This is a genomic window from Micromonospora sp. U21 (assembly GCF_018070045.1).
Lineage (GTDB): Bacteria > Actinomycetota > Actinomycetes > Mycobacteriales > Micromonosporaceae > Micromonospora.
In genome coordinates this window covers 1-14042 of record NZ_JAGPYK010000015.1, presented here as the reverse complement: position 1 = coordinate 14042, position 14042 = coordinate 1, and the positions used below count along the sequence as shown (strand labels likewise).

The following is a 14042-nucleotide window of genomic DNA, read 5'->3' as shown; positions in this document are numbered from 1 at the left end:
TGACCAACGTTTGAGCGGTGAGATGAGGGGGCGGCAGGTTTGCCGATCGACGTCGAGGGCTACCGCGACTATGTCGGTGCGCGGCTGGAGCCGCTGCGCCGCACGGCGTACCTGCTCTGCGGTGACTGGCACACAGCCGACGACCTGGTGTCGACGGCGCTGGTCAAGCTGCTCCGGCACTGGCCGCGGGTGTCCGTCATGCACAACCCGGACGCGTACGTCCGGCGGACCCTGCTGCGGGTCTGGCTGGACGAGCGACGCCGGCCGTGGCGGCGGGAGGCTGCCTGGGCCGAGGTGCCGGAGCGCCCGGCGACGGGCGTCGGCACCGAGGGCACGGCGGACCGGCTGACCATCCTCGCCCTGCTGGCCGAGCTGCCGCCACGCCGGCGCGCGGTCCTCGTGCTGCGCTACTTCTGCGACCTGTCCGTCGAGGAGACCGCGCGCGAACTGGGCTGCACCCCGGGCACCGTCAAGAGCCAGTCGGCGCGGGCGATCGAGGCGCTGCGGGAGCGCCTCGTCGGTGCGCCGGCACGAGTCGAGGAGGCACGCACCCATGGATGAACTCTCCGACCAGATGCGCGCGGCGGTGGCGTCGTCGCCGCCCACCCGGATCGACGTCGACCGGCTGATCGCCGACGACCGGCAGCACCGCCGCCACCGCGCCTGGGCGATGGCGGGTACGGGGACGGCGGTTGTCGCGCTCGCGCTGACGTCGACACTGGTGGTCGGGCCGGTTCCAGACACCCTGAGGCTGCCGGGCGGCGGCTCACCATCCGCCGACCCGTCGCTCTGTGCGGAGCCGAAACAGTCGTCCGGTCGGCCCGTACCGCCACTTCTGACGTACGACACGGTGCGCGCCCGCCCGACCGAGCCCCCAGACGAGGGCGTAGCCCGGCTGACCGGCGTGCTGCGACGGGCCGTCAAGGAGCACCTGCCGGCCGGGCTGACAGTCACCAATCGGCGGCCCACCTGTGACCTGGTCCAGTTCAGCTACTCCCCGACCACGCGGTCCTACGGGACCAGTCCCGTGCTCAGGAGGGGCGAGCAGGTCGAGGATCTGTCCGTGACGCTACGCCCGGCGGGTGCCGACGAGTCGCAGGGACGCGATGCCGCGACGGATGGCAGCATCTGCACGAGCACCCGTCTTCCGGATGGCAGCCTTCTCGCCACCAGCACAGCGCTGAATCCGATGCACAGAGGGGTGGACGAGCGTTCGGTGCAGGTGTGGCGAACCGATGGCACCCACGTGTCGGTAAGCACCGGCAACTTCCTGACCATGGCCGAGAACCTCACCAAGGATCCCGACGGTCCCCGCTCGCTGGATCCCGCCCCGCCGCGGTTGACCAGCATGGAGCAGTTGACGGCCATCGCCACCACGCCCGGTCTGACGCTCTATCCCTGACGGGGCTCAGCCGAAGTAGCGGCGCAGTTCCCGGGTGAGCACCTTGCCGGTGGCGTTGCGCGGCAGGTACTTGACGAACACGACGTCGCGGGGCACCGAGAAGCGGGCGAGGTAGTGCCGCACGTACTCGCGGACCGCCTCCGGATCGAGCGTCTCGCCGGGGTGCAGGGCGAGGAACGCGGCCAGTCGCTGGCCGTACTCCGGGTCGGGCACCCCGATCACCGCCGCCTCACGGACCTGCGGCAGCCGGGCGAGCAGGTCCTCCACCTCGGACGGGAACACGTTCTCTCCACCGGAGACGATCATGTCGTCGGCGCGTCCGTCGACGAAGAGCAGGCCGTCGGTGTTGACCCGGCCGAGGTCGCCCGTGTCGAGCAGGCCGTCGTGGGTCTCCCGGGTCGCGCCCGAGGTGTAGCCCTCGAAGAGCATCTCGTTGCCGACGAAGATGCGGCCGACCCGGCCACCGGGCACCGGCTCGCCGCTGTCGTCGAGGATCTCCAACCGGGTGCCGTGCGGCGGCCGGCCGGCGGTGGTGGGTGCCTCCCGCAGGTCGGCCGGCCCGGCGATGGAGGCCCAGGAGACCTCGGTCGAGCCGTACAGGTTGTAGAGCACGTCGCCGTAGGCGTCCATGAACGCCGGCGCGAGGCCACCGGGCAGCGCCGAGCCGCTGACCGCGACGACCTTCAGCGCGGGCCGCGGGTCCGGCGGCGGCACCTCCAGCAGCCGCTGCAGCATCACCGGTACGGCGAAGAGTGCGTCACAACCGTGCGTGGAGAGCGCCGCCAGCGTGGCAGTCGGGTCGAAGCGGCGGTGCAGCACGATGGTGGCCCGCAGCGCGAAGGACACCTGGAGCGCCGCGAAACCCCAGGTGTGGAAGATCGGTGCGGCGATCATCACGGTGTCCCTTGTGTGCAGCGGGATCCGGTCGATGATGGACACCAGTGGCCCGAAGCCGTTCGGTGTGGGCCGGCGGGCGCCCTTGGGGGAGCCGGTGGTGCCGGAGGTCAGCACGATGATCCGGCCGTCGCGCTCCGGCGGGCGCAGCTCGCCCGGCAGCGCCCCGGCGATCAGCTCCGCATGGGCGCGCTCGTCGACCCGGTGCAGCTCGGCCGGGAGCCCGAGGACCAGCTCGGCGAACTCGTCGTCGTGCACCAGCACCCGCAGTCGTTGTTCCTCGGCGACGGTGGCCAGTTGCGCGGCGGACAGGCCGGTGTTGACCAGGACCGCGTCGACGCCGAGCAGGGTGGCTGCCACGATCGTCTCGATCAGGCCGTGGTGGTTGCGGCAGAGCACCCCGATCCGGTCGCCGGCCTGTACGCCGAGCGCCGCGCGCAGAGCGCGGGCCAGCCGCTCGGCCCGGTCGAGCAGCTCCTGATAGGTCAGCTCGGTGCCGTGCTCGTCGAGCACCGCCGGCCGGCCGGGGTCCCGGGCGGCGGCCTGGCGTAGCTCACCGGCGAGGCTCCAGCCCCAGGTACGCAGGGCGTTGAGCTGCGAGGCGACGCGGATGGGCCGGCCCGGGGTGAGCAGGCCGCGCCGGGTCAGCGTGGCGACGACGAACGGCAGGTCCATGCCCTTGGGCCTCCTTCGGGTGCACGGAAGGGCCCCCGTGGGGGCCCTTCCTCGGGCTCTGCTGTCGATCATGCACCGGATCCGCCATGCTGCCCAACCGCTGTGATCAGCGGATCTGCGTTCCGGAGATCGCCCGGGAGATCACCAACCGCTGGATCTCGGAGGTGCCCTCGAAGATGGTGTAGATCTTCGCGTCCCGGTACCAGCGCTCCACCGGGTGATCGCGCAGGAAACCGGCCCCGCCGAGCAACTGCACCGCCTTCTCGGTGACCGACACCGCGACCTCGCCGGCCTTGAGCTTGGACATCGACCCCTCGCCGGCGGTGAACGGGCGGTTGTTGCGGCCCATCCAGGAGGCCCGCCAGACCAGCAGCCGCGCCGCGTCGATCTCCATCCGCATGTCGGCCAGCGCGAACGCGACCGCCTGGTTCTCGATGATCGGCCGTCCGAACTGGACCCGCTCCTTGGCGTACTCCAGGGCGTACTCGTAGGCGGCCCGGGCCACGCCGAGCGCCTGCGCGCCGACGGTGGGTCGGGACAGCTCGAAGGTGCGCATCGCGGCCTGCCCGGTGACCCGCCGCCCGGAGCGGGCCCGGTCCAGGCGTTCGAGCAGAGCGTCCCGGCCGCCGAGCAGGCAGCGCCCGGGCACGCGTACCCCGTCGAGGAAGACGTCGGCGGTGTGTGACGCGCGCAGGCCCAGCTTGCGAAGCTTGCGGGTGGCGGCCAGGCCGGGGGTGCCCGGCGGTACGACGAACGCCGCCTGGCCCCGGGAGCCGAGCGTGGGGTCGACCGAGGCGGTGACCACGTGCACCCCGGCGATTCCGCCGTTGGTGGCGTACGCCTTCTGCCCGGTCAGCACCCACTCGTCGGTGGCCTCGTCGTAGACCGCCCGGGTGCGCATCGCGCCCACGTCGGAGCCGGCCTCCGGCTCGCTTGTGCAGAACGCGGCGACGGCCGGTGAGTCGACGTCACCGAAGCACTGCGGCACCCACTCGACCATCTGGTCGGGGGTGCCCGCGCCGTAGATGGCGGCGACGGCGAGCGAGGTGCCGAAGATGCTCAGCCCGATGCCGGCGTCACCCCAGAAGAGTTCCTCGCTGGCGATGGGCAGGGAGAGCCCCGTCGGGTCGGCCCAGCAGGTGGCGAGGAACTCGAAGCCGTAGAGGCCGACCTTGGCGGCCTCCTGGATCACCGGCCACGGGGTGTCTTCGCGCTCGTCCCACTCGGCGGCGGCCGGGCGCACGACCTCGGCGGCGAAGCCGTGCACCCAGTCGCGCAGGTCCCGCTGTTCCTCGGTCAGGTCGAGCGAGAACTCGGCCATCTCAGGCCTTGGGGATGTCGAACAGGTTGGCGATGTTGGCGGCCAGACCGAGGTCGCCCTTCGCCTTCAACTTGCCGGTCATGAACATCATCACCGGGTTGGCGCCACCGGAGACGATCTTCAGGAACTCCACCGGGCCCATGGTCAGGCTCAGCTTCGGGTCGTGCTGCGGGGTCTCGTTCACGTCGCACTTGCCGTCGGCGATGACCACCTCGTAGGTGTCGCTGCCGCCGTCCGGGCGACCGGTGATGACCCAGTGGATGACCGCGTTGGTGGAGCCGGCCCGGTCCGCGCGGAACAGCGACGGCATCCGGCCGAACACCTCGCCCAGGACCTTGCCGCGCAGATCACCGGACATCACCTGGGCGATCTTGTCGTCCGGGGTGGACTTGACCAGCTGGGCGAACTCCTTGGGGCCGACGTTGGCGAAGGTCGCCGGGTCGAAGTCAGTCATGGGGGAAAACACCTCTCGGGCCGTCCGACTTGGTTACTCCGGCGTAACCCTACGCACGAGTAGGTATGCTCGCAAGGTGTCCACCGCTCCCGCCTTCAAGCGCCTGCCACGGGCCGTCCGTGAGCAGCAGATGCTCGACGCGGCCGTCAAGGTCTTCTCCCGGCGTGGCTTCCACGCCGCCAGCATGGACGAGATCGCGGAGGACGCGGGCATCTCCAAGCCGATGGTCTACGCGTACCTCGGCACGAAGGAGGAACTGTTCGTCGCCTGCCTGCACCGGGAGGGCACCCGGATGATGCAGGCCATCGCCGGCGCCGCCGCCCCCGACCTGCCGGCCGACGAGCGGCTCTGGCGAGGGTTGCGGGCGTTCTTCGGCTTCGTCGGCGCGTACCGCGACGGCTGGGCCGTGCTCTACCGACAGGCCCGGGGCGAGCAGCCGTTCGCCGGCGAACTGGCCACCATGCGGGCCCGGCTGGTCGAGGTGGTCGCCGGGATGCTGGACCACGCGTTGCGCGCGGAGGGTCGCGAGGTGGCCGGCACCGACCTGGAGGTGGTCGCGTACGCCCTGGTGGGCGCGACCGAGTCGCTGGCCGACTGGCTCGCGGACCACCCGGAGGCCGATCCGGAGAAGACCGCCACCCGGATGATGAACGTGGCCTGGCTCGGCGCCGGCCAACTCCTGCATGGCGTCACCTGGCGCCCGGCTTCCGACTGACGCCCCGACCGGACCTCGCCGTCATCGTGCCGGTGTCCGGCTCACCGGACCGGTCCTCGGCGCCGGCCGCATCGAGCGGCGGCGCCGGCCGAGCCAGCGGACCACCTCGACGATCATGGTCACCGTCAGCGCGAGGCCGAGGCCGAGCAGCAGGCCGCGCAGCGGGTCCTGTTCGAAGGCCAACCCGCCGAGGTAGCCGACCAGCGCCGAGTAGAGCCCCCACGAGCCGGCGGCGAGCGCGTCGAAGGCGAGGAAGCGTCGACGGGGATAGTGGACGGCTCCCATGGTGAGGGTGACCGCGGTTCGGCCACCCGGCACGTAGCGGGCCACGGTGAGGATCAGGCCGCCCCGGTCGGCGATTCCCCGGCGGGCCCGTTCGACGGCGGCCCACCGCCGGCCGTCTGGCGGGAGCCGGTCGAGCAACCGGGTGCCACCGCTCCGCCCGATGGCGTACGAGATGTGGTCGCCGACGAGAGCCCCGACGGCGGCCACCAGGATCACCGCGGGAAGGTACGGCGCGCCGGAGGCCGCGAACACCCCGGCGGTGATCACCGCGGTCTCGCTCGGTACCACCGGGAAGAAGCCGTCGAGCACCGCGATCGCGAAGATCGCCAGGTACACCCACGGCGAGGACATCGTCTGGTGCAGCAGGTCGAGCAGGTCCATGATCCCAATGCTGGTGCCGCCATCGGCCGCCGCCATCGGCCAGTGGTCACCCGGGCGACACGACTTAGGTAGCGCCCGGCCCGGACGGCGGGTAGGGGTCTTCCCCCACCGCACCCGGGTCTGTCGGGCGTGGAAGGCCCGGTTCCCCGGTGAAGCCCTACGCTCGCTGCGTGGTTTCCCGCGCCGTCGTGCTGCGGCGGGTCGTCGAGCGGTACGCCCCGCTGCTGCTCGCCGTCGTGGTCGCCGCCGCCGTCCAGGCCAGTGCGACCGGTGCGATCGGCGTCCGCTCGCCGTTGCCGGGGGTTGTCGCGTCGCTCGTGGCCCTGGCCTCGGGTTGGGCCGCCGTCGTGGTTCGGACCCGCCGTTGGCCGCTGTTCCTGGCCGCCGCGGTCAGCTGGTTGGTGCTCGCCGCCGCGGCACCCGGGGTGGTCGCCTCGTACCAGGCGGGCCTGCGGCTGCGTGGCCGCCGGCTCGCCGGTTACCTCGTCGGGGTCGCCCTGGTGCTGACCGGTGGCGTGCTGGTCGGGCTGGCAGTGGGCGGTGTACGTCGAATCACCACCGCCACCTTCGGCAACGTGCTGCTGCTGACCGCCTGCCTGGTCGGGCTTCCCCTGGTCGTCGGCCTCTGGGTGCGGGCCCGTCGGGACACGCTCGCCGCCCTGCGGGACCGGGCCGAGCGGCTGGAGCGCGAGCAGGAGGCCCGTGCCGACCGGGTCCGGGCCGAGGAACGGACCCGGATCGCCCGGGAGATGCACGACGTGGTGGCGCACCGGGTGTCGCTGATGGTGGTGCATGCCGGGGCGCTGGAGGTGACCACCGCCGACCCGGAGACCGTCGAGGCTGCCGCGCTGATCCGCGAGACCGGTCGGCAGGCGCTCACCGACCTGCGCGAGGTGCTGGGCGTGCTGCGGCAGGCCGGCCCGGCCGGGGCGCCGGAGCGGGCGCTCGACGCCTTGGACGAGCTGATCGGGGAGTCCCGCGCCGCCGGGCTGCGGGTGTCCCGGCGGGACGAGGGTGTGGCGGCGACGCTGCCGGCGACCGTGGAACGCACCGCGTACCGGGTGGTGCGGGAGGCGCTGACCAACGTGCGCAAGCACGCCGCCGACGCCGAAACCACGGTCTGCCTGTGCTACCTGCCCGGCGGGTTGGAGGTGGTGGTCCGCAACGGCCCGTCCACGGGCGGGTTGGCCCTGCCCGGTGCCGGGCACGGGCTGCTCGGCCTGCGCGAGAGGGTGGAGCTGCTCGGCGGCCGGCTGGAGGCGGCACCCGTGGACGGCGGGTTCCTGGTCCGCGCCCTGCTCCCGGTGGCGGGTGCGGTGTGATCCGGGTGGTGGTGGTCGACGACGAGCAACTGGTCCGCGCCGGGCTGCGGCTCATCCTGGAGGCGGCGCCGGACATCGTGGTGGTGGGCGAGGCGGCGGACGGCGCCGGCGCGGTGGAGCAGGCTCACCGGCTACGCCCCGACGTGCTGCTGCTCGACGTACGGATGCCGGGCGTCGACGGGCTCACCGCCGCACCCGAGGTGGTCGCCGCCGGCCCCAAGGTGATCATGCTGACGACCTTCGACCTTCGACCTCGACGAGTACGTGCACCGGGCGCTGCGGGCCGGAGCGGTGGGCTTCCTGCTCAAGGACACCCCGCCCCGGGAGCTGGCCGCGGCCGTCCGCACGGTGGCCGCCGGGAACGCGATGCTCGCCCCGACGGTGACCCGGCGACTGATCAGCTCGTTCGCCGAACGTGGTCCGGCCCGCCGGGACGCGGCCCGCCAGCGGCTCGCCCGGCTCACCACGCGGGAACTGGAGATCGTCCGGGAGGTGGCGCGCGGGCACGCCAACGCGGAGATCGCCCGGCGGCTGACGATGAGCGAGGCCACCGTGAAGGCGCACGTCAGTCGGGCGCTGGCGAAGCTTCAGGCGGGCAACCGGGTGCAACTGGCGATCCTGGTGCACGACGCCGACCTGCTCGACGGGTGACCGCGGCCGGCTTAGCGGGCTGAAGGTGCCGGGCCGGTCAGTGGCGGACGGCGGCGCTGCGGTGGGCCCGGCGCTGGCGCAGCCGACGGACGCCCTCGATGCCGAACGTGACGATCACCGAGAGCCCCACACCGGCGAGGATGCCCCGCACCGGATCGCGTTCGAAGGCCAGCCCGCCGAAGTAGCCGAGCAGACCGCTGTACAGCGCCCAGGTGATCGTCGCAATGCTGTCGTAGAGCAGGAACGACCGGCGTGGGTAGCGCACCGCGCCCATGGTCAGGGTGACCGCGGTCCGGCCACCCGGCAGGTACCGGGAGGTGGTGAGGATCAGCCCGCCGCGCCGGTCCACCGCGCGCCGCGCCCAGTCGGAGCTGGCCCGCCGACGGCTGCCGGCGGGCAGGTGAGCCAGCCGGGAGGCGCCGCCGCCCCGCCCGATGGCGTACGAGACGTGGTCGCCGACCAGCGCGCCGAACGCGGCGGCGGCGATCACCGCGACCAGGTTGGGGTGGCCGCCGTCGGCGGCGAGCACCGCCGCGGTGATCACCGCCGCCTCGCCCGGCACCGCGGGGAAGAACGCGTCGACCGCGGTGAGCCCGAAGATCACCAGGTACACCCACGGTGAGGTGACCGTCCCCCGGAGCAGGTCGAGCAGGGCGTCCATGCCCCCAATGCTCGGCGGCCGGTCGGCGGGCGGCGGCGCTTCGGCGACATTGCGCCGCCCGACCCGCCCGGTCAGCGCACGGTGCCGGCGAGATGAGGTCGACCGGTGCGGGGATCGTGCAGGGCGAAGTCCCAGCCGTCGTCGGCCCTGGCGGCGGAGAAGCCGATCATGCCGGGCAGCGCCACCGGCAGCTTGAACGCCACCTCGACGGTGCCGGCGTCCGGCAGCCGGTTGTCCAGCGCGGCCAGGCAGCGTGCCTTGGTCCACATGCCGTGCGCGATCGGCCGGGGAAAGCCGAAGAGCCGGGCGCCCAGCCGGGAGGTGTGGATCGGGTTGTGGTCGCCGGAGACCCGGGCGTAGTCGGTGCCGACGCGGGTGCCGACCCGCCAGTGGGCGATGCTGGCCGGCGTCGCGGGCCGGTCACCCCGGTCGCGCCGGGCACCGCCGCCGTCGCCGCGCTCCCGGCTGAGGTACGTGGCGACGCCGCGCCAGACCTCCGTCCCGCCGGACGAGGCGACCAGCACCACGTCGAGCTGCCGACCCCGCTCGTGCGGGCGCAGGTGCTCGGCGTACGCGGTGAAGTCGAGCAGCTCACCGGCGAGCACCGGGCGGTGCGTCGTGATCCGGTTCGCCACGTGCACCAGCCCGGTCACCGGGAACGGGAACTCCGGCGCGGTCATCAGCCGCAGCGCCAGCGGGAAGCCCAGCACGTGCGGGTACGTCACCGGCAGCCGCTCGGCCAGCGGGAACCCGCAGACCCGGTCGTAGTCGGCGAGATGTGCCCGGTCGACCTGGACGCCGGCGACGGTCAGCGCGACGGCCGGCACCGTCCGGTCGCGTCGGCCACCGGGCAGCGCGCCCCGCAGCGCCCGACGGTACAGCGGGCCGGTGGCCGGCAGCCGGGGCAGTTCGACGGTGGCCCGGACCGGCCGGTCGTCCGCGTCACCCATCACGCCCCCAGCAGGCTCTGGCCGCAGACCCGGACCACGTTGCCGGTGACCGCGCCGCTGGCCGGCCAGGCGAGCCAGCCGATCGTCTCGGCCACGTCGACCGGCAGCCCGCCCTGGGCCAGGCTGTTCATCCGCCGGCCCGCCTCGCGGACCACCAGGGGGATGCGCGCGGTCAGGCGGGTCTCGATGAAGCCGGGGGCCACCGCGTTGACGCTGATCCCCCGGTCGTGCAGGGCCGGGGCGAGCGAGTCGACCAGCCCGATCACGCCGGCCTTGCTGGTGGCGTAGTTGGTCTGGCCCCGGTTGCCGGCGATCCCGGCGATCGAGGAGACCGCGACGATCCGCCCGCCGGCCGGGATCAGCTCCCGTTCCAGCAGCACGTCGTTGATCCGCTCCTGACTGGAGAGGTTGACGTCGATCACCTGGTCCCACCGGTCGGCGTCCATCCGGCCGAGCGTCCTGTCCCGGGTGATGCCGGCGTTGTGCACCACCACGTCGACCCGGCCGTGCCGGCTGGCCAGGTGGTCGGCGAGCCGGGTCGGCGCGTCCGGCGCGGTCAGGTCGAGCTGGACGGCGGTGCCGCCGATGTCGTTCGCCACCGCGGCCAACGCGTCCCCGGCGGCCGGGATGTCGAGCGCCAGCACCTGGGCGCCGTCGCGGGCGAGCACCCGGGCCAGCGCGGCACCGATGCCCCGGGCGGCGCCGGTGACCAGCACGATCTGCCCGTCCAGAGGGCGGTCCCAGTCGGCCGGGGCGCTCGCGTCGCCGGTACCGATCCGGATCACCTGCCCCGAGACGTACGCGGACCGGCCGGAGAGAAGAAACCGGAGGGTCGATGCGAGGCTCGTGAGGGTGCCGGCCGAGTGGTCCGGACCGTCCGTGCCGTGCGAGCGGTCGGGACCGGCCGTTGCGGCATTTCCGTCGCGGGTGACCTGGACGAGTTGTGCGGTGACGCCTCGGCCGAACTCCTTGCCGATGCTGCGGACCAGCCCCTCCAGGGCCCGCTGGGCGGTCGCCGCACGCGGCGTCGGACACTCCTGCGGTGGGGTGCCCAGCACGATCACCCGACCGCTGGGCAGCACGGCCCGGGCCTGCGGGTGGAAGAAGTCGTAGAGCTGGCGCAGGTCGGTCGAGTCGGTGATCCCGGTGGCGTCGAAGAGCAGAGCGCCGTACCGCTGCGGGGTGTCGGTGGGGGTTGCGGCGGTCGGGTCGGCCAGCTCGACCCCGGCGGTGGTCAGGATCCTGGCGACCGGCTCGGCGAGCCGGCCGCCGGTGGCCGCGCCGAGCAGCGCCGGCCCGGGCAGCAGCGGATCGCCGGGATGGTGTCGGCGCAGTCGCGGCGGGTCGGGCAGCCCCAGGCGCTTGACCAGCGCGCGGCCGGCGGCCGATTGGACGAAGCTCGCGTACCTGTCGGTCATGCGCGTAGCCTACTGGCGAGTAGGGTTCGAGCAACACATGTCGAGGAGGCGGATCGTGCAGAGCATTCGGCGGGTCGCGGTCATCGGGGGCAACCGGATCCCCTTCGCCCGTTCCAACTCCCGCTACGCGGACGCGTCCAACGCCGACCTGCTCGGCGCGGCGCTGGACGGCCTGATCGCCCGGTACGGGCTGGCCGGGCAGCGGGTCGGCGAGGTGGTGGCCGGGGCGGTGCTCAAGCACTCCCGTGACTTCAACCTGACCCGGGAGGTCGTGCTCGGTTCCCGGCTCGACCCGCACACTCCGGCGTACGACATCCAGCAGGCCTGTGGCACCGGCCTGGAGGCGGCGATCCTGGTCGCCAACAAGATCGCCCTCGGGCAGCTGGACGTGGGCATCGCCGGTGGCGTCGACACCACCTCCGACGCGCCGCTGGCGGTCAACGAGGACATGCGCCGGACGCTGCTCAGGCTCAACTCCGCCCGCACGCTGGGCGAGCGGCTCAAGATCGCCGCGAAGCTGCGCCCGCTCCAGCCGTTCAAGCCGGAGATCCCGCGCAACGCCGAGCCGCGTACCGGGCTGTCCATGGGGGACCACGCCGCCCGCACCGCCCTGCGCTGGCACATCGACCGGCGCTCGCAGGACGAGTTGGCGCTGCGCTCGCATCAGCGGCTGGCCGCCGCGTACGACCGGGGCTTCTTCGACGACCTGATGACGCCGTACCTGGGCCTCACCCGCGACCAGAACCTGCGCCCGGACACGAGTCTGGAGAAGCTCGACTCACTCAGGCCGGTCTTCGGCACCCGTGGCCCCGACGCCGAGCAGGCCACCATGACCGCCGGCAACTCCTCACCGCTCACCGACGGCGCGTCCGCCGTGCTGCTGGCCAGCGAGGAGTGGGCGAGCGCGCACAACCTTCCGGTGCTGGCCTGGTTCAGCTGGTCGGAGACGGCGGCGGTGGACTTCGTGCACGGCGACGAGGGGCTGTTGATGGCGCCCGCGTACGCCGTGCCCCGGATGCTGGCCCGGGCCGGGCTGACGCTCCAGGACTTCGACTACTACGAGATCCACGAGGCGTTCGCCTCGCAGGTGCTGGCCACCCTCGCCGCCTGGGAGTCACCGGAGTTCTGCAAGGACCGGCTCGGCCTGGACGCCCCGCTGGGCGCCATCGACCGGGACCGGGTGAACGTCAACGGCTCCTCCCTGGCCGCCGGGCACCCGTTCGCGGCGACCGGTGGACGGATCGTGGCGACCCTGGCCAAGCTGCTGGCCGAGAAGGGCAGCGGACGCGGGCTGATTTCGATCTGTGCCGCCGGGGGTCAGGGCGTGACGGCGATCCTGGAGCGCTGACGGCCGCACCCGCCGGTGATCCCACCGGTCCCGTGGCGGGGCCGGAGGCGCCCTGCTCGCCGACCCGGCCCCGGTGTGTCCGCAGGTGGCCCCGTCCGGGGGTGGGCACCGGGTACGGGAGAATGGGCTCCGTGACGACGATCCCGAACGTGCTCGCCAACCGGTACGCCTCGCCCGAACTGGTCGCCCTCTGGTCACCCGAGGAGAAGGTCCGGATGGAGCGACGGCTCTGGCTCGCCGTGCTCCGCGCTCAGCGCGACCTCGGCGTGCCGGTGCCGGACGGGGTGGTCGAGGCGTACGAGCGGGTGCTCGACCAGGTCGACCTCGCCTCCATCGCGGAGCGGGAGCGGGTCACGCGGCACGACGTGAAGGCACGGATCGAGGAGTTCAGCGCGCTCGCCGGGTTCGAGCACGTGCACAAGGGGATGACCTCCCGGGACCTCACCGAGAACGTCGAGCAGCTCCAGGTGCGCGCCTCACTGGAGCTGATCCGGGATCGTGTGGTGGCCACCCTGGCCCGGCTCGCCTGGCTCGCTCACGAGCACTCCGAGCTGGTGATGACCGGTCGTTCGCACAACGTGGCGGCGCAGGCCACCACGTTGGGTAAGCGCTTCGCCTCGGCAGCGGAGGAACTGCTCATCGCGTACGAGCGCCTGGAGGAGCTGATCGCCCGTTACCCGCTGCGCGGGATCAAGGGGCCGGTCGGCACGGCCGCCGACCAGCTCGACCTCTTCGACGGCGACGCCGACAAGGTGGCGGAGCTGGAGCGCAGGGTCGCCGAGCACCTGGGTTTCTCGCGGGTGCTGGACAGCGTCGGGCAGGTCTACCCACGATCGCTGGACTTCGACGTGCTGGCCGCGCTGGCGCAGACCGCCGCCGCGCCGTCGTCGCTGGCCACCACGATCCGGCTGATGGTCGGCCAGGAGCTGGTCACCGAGGGCTTCAAGCCGGGCCAGGTCGGCTCCAGCGCGATGCCGCACAAGATGAACACCCGCTCCTCCGAGCGGGTGAACGGCTTCGCGGTGATCATCCGGGGGTACCTGTCGATGGTCGGCGAGCTTGCCGGTGACCAGTGGAACGAGGGGGACGTGTCCTGCTCGGTGGTCCGCCGGGTGGCCCTGCCGGACGCCTTCTTCGCCGCCGACGGGCTCTTCCAGACCTTCCTCACCGTGCTCGACGAGTTCGGCGCGTACCCCGCGGTGATCAACCGCGAGCTGGAGCGGTTCCTGCCCTTCCTGGCCACCACGAAGATCCTGGTCGCGGCCGTCCGGCGCGGCGTCGGTCGAGAGGTCGCGCACGAGGTGATCAAGGAGCACGCGGTCGCGGTGGCGCTGGCCATGCGTGAGAAGGGCTCGCCGGAGAACGACCTGTTCGACCGGCTCGCGGCGGATGGCCGGCTCGGCCTGTCCCGCGCCGACATCGACACCCTCGTCGCCGACCGCACCGCCTTCGTCGGCGCCGCCCCGGCCCAGGTCGCAGCGGTCACCCGCCGCATCACCGCCGTCGTGACCGCCCACCCGAACGCCGCCACCTACTCCCCACCTCCCATCCTCTGACCCTCTGAC

13 protein-coding genes and 1 pseudogene are annotated in these 14042 nt (G+C 73.0%); 7 read left to right on the top strand and 7 right to left on the bottom strand.

The annotated features are described in order from the left end of the window. Positions 1 to 39 precede the first annotated feature (39 nt). Together KBX63_RS19955 and KBX63_RS19950 are read left to right on the top strand one after the other, a co-directional pair. Positions 40 to 561 (top strand): SigE family RNA polymerase sigma factor, encoded by a 522-nt coding sequence (locus KBX63_RS19955; protein ID WP_210912868.1) that lies wholly within the window; start codon positions 40 to 42, stop codon positions 559 to 561. Then, positions 554 to 1402, top strand: a complete 849-nt coding sequence (locus tag KBX63_RS19950) for a hypothetical protein (protein WP_210912866.1) — start codon at positions 554 to 556, stop codon at positions 1400 to 1402. The genes KBX63_RS19955 and KBX63_RS19950 overlap by 8 nt, the downstream gene beginning before the upstream one ends. A 6-nt stretch (positions 1403 to 1408) precedes the next feature. On the opposite strand, the gene KBX63_RS19945 is transcribed toward KBX63_RS19950, so the two are convergent. From KBX63_RS19945 to KBX63_RS19935, 3 genes are all read right to left on the bottom strand, one after another. Next, positions 1409 to 2971, bottom strand: a complete 1563-nt coding sequence (locus tag KBX63_RS19945) for an AMP-binding protein (protein ID WP_210912864.1) — start codon at positions 2969 to 2971, stop codon at positions 1409 to 1411. A 106-nt stretch (positions 2972 to 3077) separates the two neighbouring features. Continuing rightward, complete coding sequence (locus tag KBX63_RS19940) at positions 3078 to 4292, bottom strand: acyl-CoA dehydrogenase family protein (RefSeq protein WP_210912863.1); 1215 nt, start codon at positions 4290 to 4292, stop codon at positions 3078 to 3080. 1 nt (position 4293) lies between these two features. Then, positions 4294 to 4746, bottom strand: a complete 453-nt coding sequence (locus KBX63_RS19935; protein WP_203173972.1) for an SCP2 sterol-binding domain-containing protein — start codon at positions 4744 to 4746, stop codon at positions 4294 to 4296. Positions 4747 to 4822: 76 nt separating this feature from the next. On the opposite strand from KBX63_RS19935, the gene KBX63_RS19930 reads away from it, so the two are divergent. Beyond that, positions 4823 to 5461 carry a TetR/AcrR family transcriptional regulator gene (locus KBX63_RS19930; protein WP_210912862.1) on the top strand — a complete coding sequence of 213 codons (639 nt, stop codon included), beginning with the start codon at positions 4823 to 4825 and terminating at the stop codon, positions 5459 to 5461. Between the two features lie 21 nt (positions 5462 to 5482). Here KBX63_RS19930 and KBX63_RS19925 read toward each other — a convergent pair whose 3' ends face one another. Next, positions 5483 to 6130 (bottom strand): DedA family protein, encoded by a 648-nt coding sequence (locus KBX63_RS19925; protein ID WP_210913088.1) that lies wholly within the window; start codon positions 6128 to 6130, stop codon positions 5483 to 5485. 167 nt (positions 6131 to 6297) lie between these two features. Between KBX63_RS19925 and KBX63_RS36015 the strand changes: the two genes are divergently transcribed. Beyond that, complete coding sequence (locus tag KBX63_RS36015; RefSeq protein ID WP_210912861.1) at positions 6298 to 7449, top strand: sensor histidine kinase; 1152 nt, start codon at positions 6298 to 6300, stop codon at positions 7447 to 7449. Beyond that, positions 7446 to 8100, top strand: a pseudogene (locus KBX63_RS19915) (response regulator). The gene KBX63_RS36015 and the pseudogene KBX63_RS19915 overlap by 4 nt, the downstream one beginning before the upstream one ends. A 37-nt stretch (positions 8101 to 8137) precedes the next feature. On the opposite strand, the gene KBX63_RS19910 reads toward KBX63_RS19915, so the two are convergent. The 3 genes from KBX63_RS19910 to KBX63_RS19900 form a co-directional block, all read right to left on the bottom strand. Then, positions 8138 to 8761, bottom strand: a complete 624-nt coding sequence (locus KBX63_RS19910; protein ID WP_210912860.1) for a DedA family protein — start codon at positions 8759 to 8761, stop codon at positions 8138 to 8140. A gap of 71 nt (positions 8762 to 8832) precedes the next feature. Continuing rightward, complete coding sequence (locus tag KBX63_RS19905) at positions 8833 to 9711, bottom strand: MaoC/PaaZ C-terminal domain-containing protein (protein WP_210912859.1); 879 nt, start codon at positions 9709 to 9711, stop codon at positions 8833 to 8835. After that, positions 9711 to 11129 (bottom strand): 3-oxoacyl-ACP reductase, encoded by a 1419-nt coding sequence (locus KBX63_RS19900; protein ID WP_210912858.1) that lies wholly within the window; start codon positions 11127 to 11129, stop codon positions 9711 to 9713. Before KBX63_RS19900 ends, KBX63_RS19905 begins: the two co-directional genes overlap by 1 nt. A gap of 55 nt (positions 11130 to 11184) precedes the next feature. Between KBX63_RS19900 and KBX63_RS19895 the strand changes: the two genes are divergently transcribed. Both KBX63_RS19895 and purB read left to right on the top strand, forming a co-directional pair. After that, positions 11185 to 12477, top strand: coding sequence for an acetyl-CoA C-acetyltransferase (locus KBX63_RS19895; RefSeq protein WP_210912857.1), 1293 nt, complete (start codon positions 11185 to 11187; stop codon positions 12475 to 12477). A gap of 131 nt (positions 12478 to 12608) precedes the next feature. Next, complete coding sequence (purB, locus tag KBX63_RS19890; RefSeq protein WP_210912856.1) at positions 12609 to 14033, top strand: adenylosuccinate lyase; 1425 nt, start codon at positions 12609 to 12611, stop codon at positions 14031 to 14033. Positions 14034 to 14042 lie beyond the last annotated feature (9 nt).

Excerpts from the sequence above, each read along its gene's own strand:
- KBX63_RS19950 (WP_210912866.1), top strand. The coding sequence starts at position 554 with ATGGATGAACTCTCCGACCAGATGCGCGCGGCGGTGGCGTCGTCGCCG.
- KBX63_RS19945 (WP_210912864.1), bottom strand. The coding sequence starts at position 2,971 with ATGGACCTGCCGTTCGTCGTCGCCACGCTGACCCGGCGCGGCCTGCTC.
- KBX63_RS19940 (WP_210912863.1), bottom strand. The coding sequence starts at position 4,292 with ATGGCCGAGTTCTCGCTCGACCTGACCGAGGAACAGCGGGACCTGCGC.
- KBX63_RS19935 (WP_203173972.1), bottom strand. The coding sequence starts at position 4,746 with ATGACTGACTTCGACCCGGCGACCTTCGCCAACGTCGGCCCCAAGGAG.
- KBX63_RS19910 (WP_210912860.1), bottom strand. The coding sequence starts at position 8,761 with ATGGACGCCCTGCTCGACCTGCTCCGGGGGACGGTCACCTCACCGTGG.
- KBX63_RS19905 (WP_210912859.1), bottom strand. The coding sequence starts at position 9,711 with ATGGGTGACGCGGACGACCGGCCGGTCCGGGCCACCGTCGAACTGCCC.
- KBX63_RS19900 (WP_210912858.1), bottom strand. The coding sequence starts at position 11,129 with ATGACCGACAGGTACGCGAGCTTCGTCCAATCGGCCGCCGGCCGCGCG.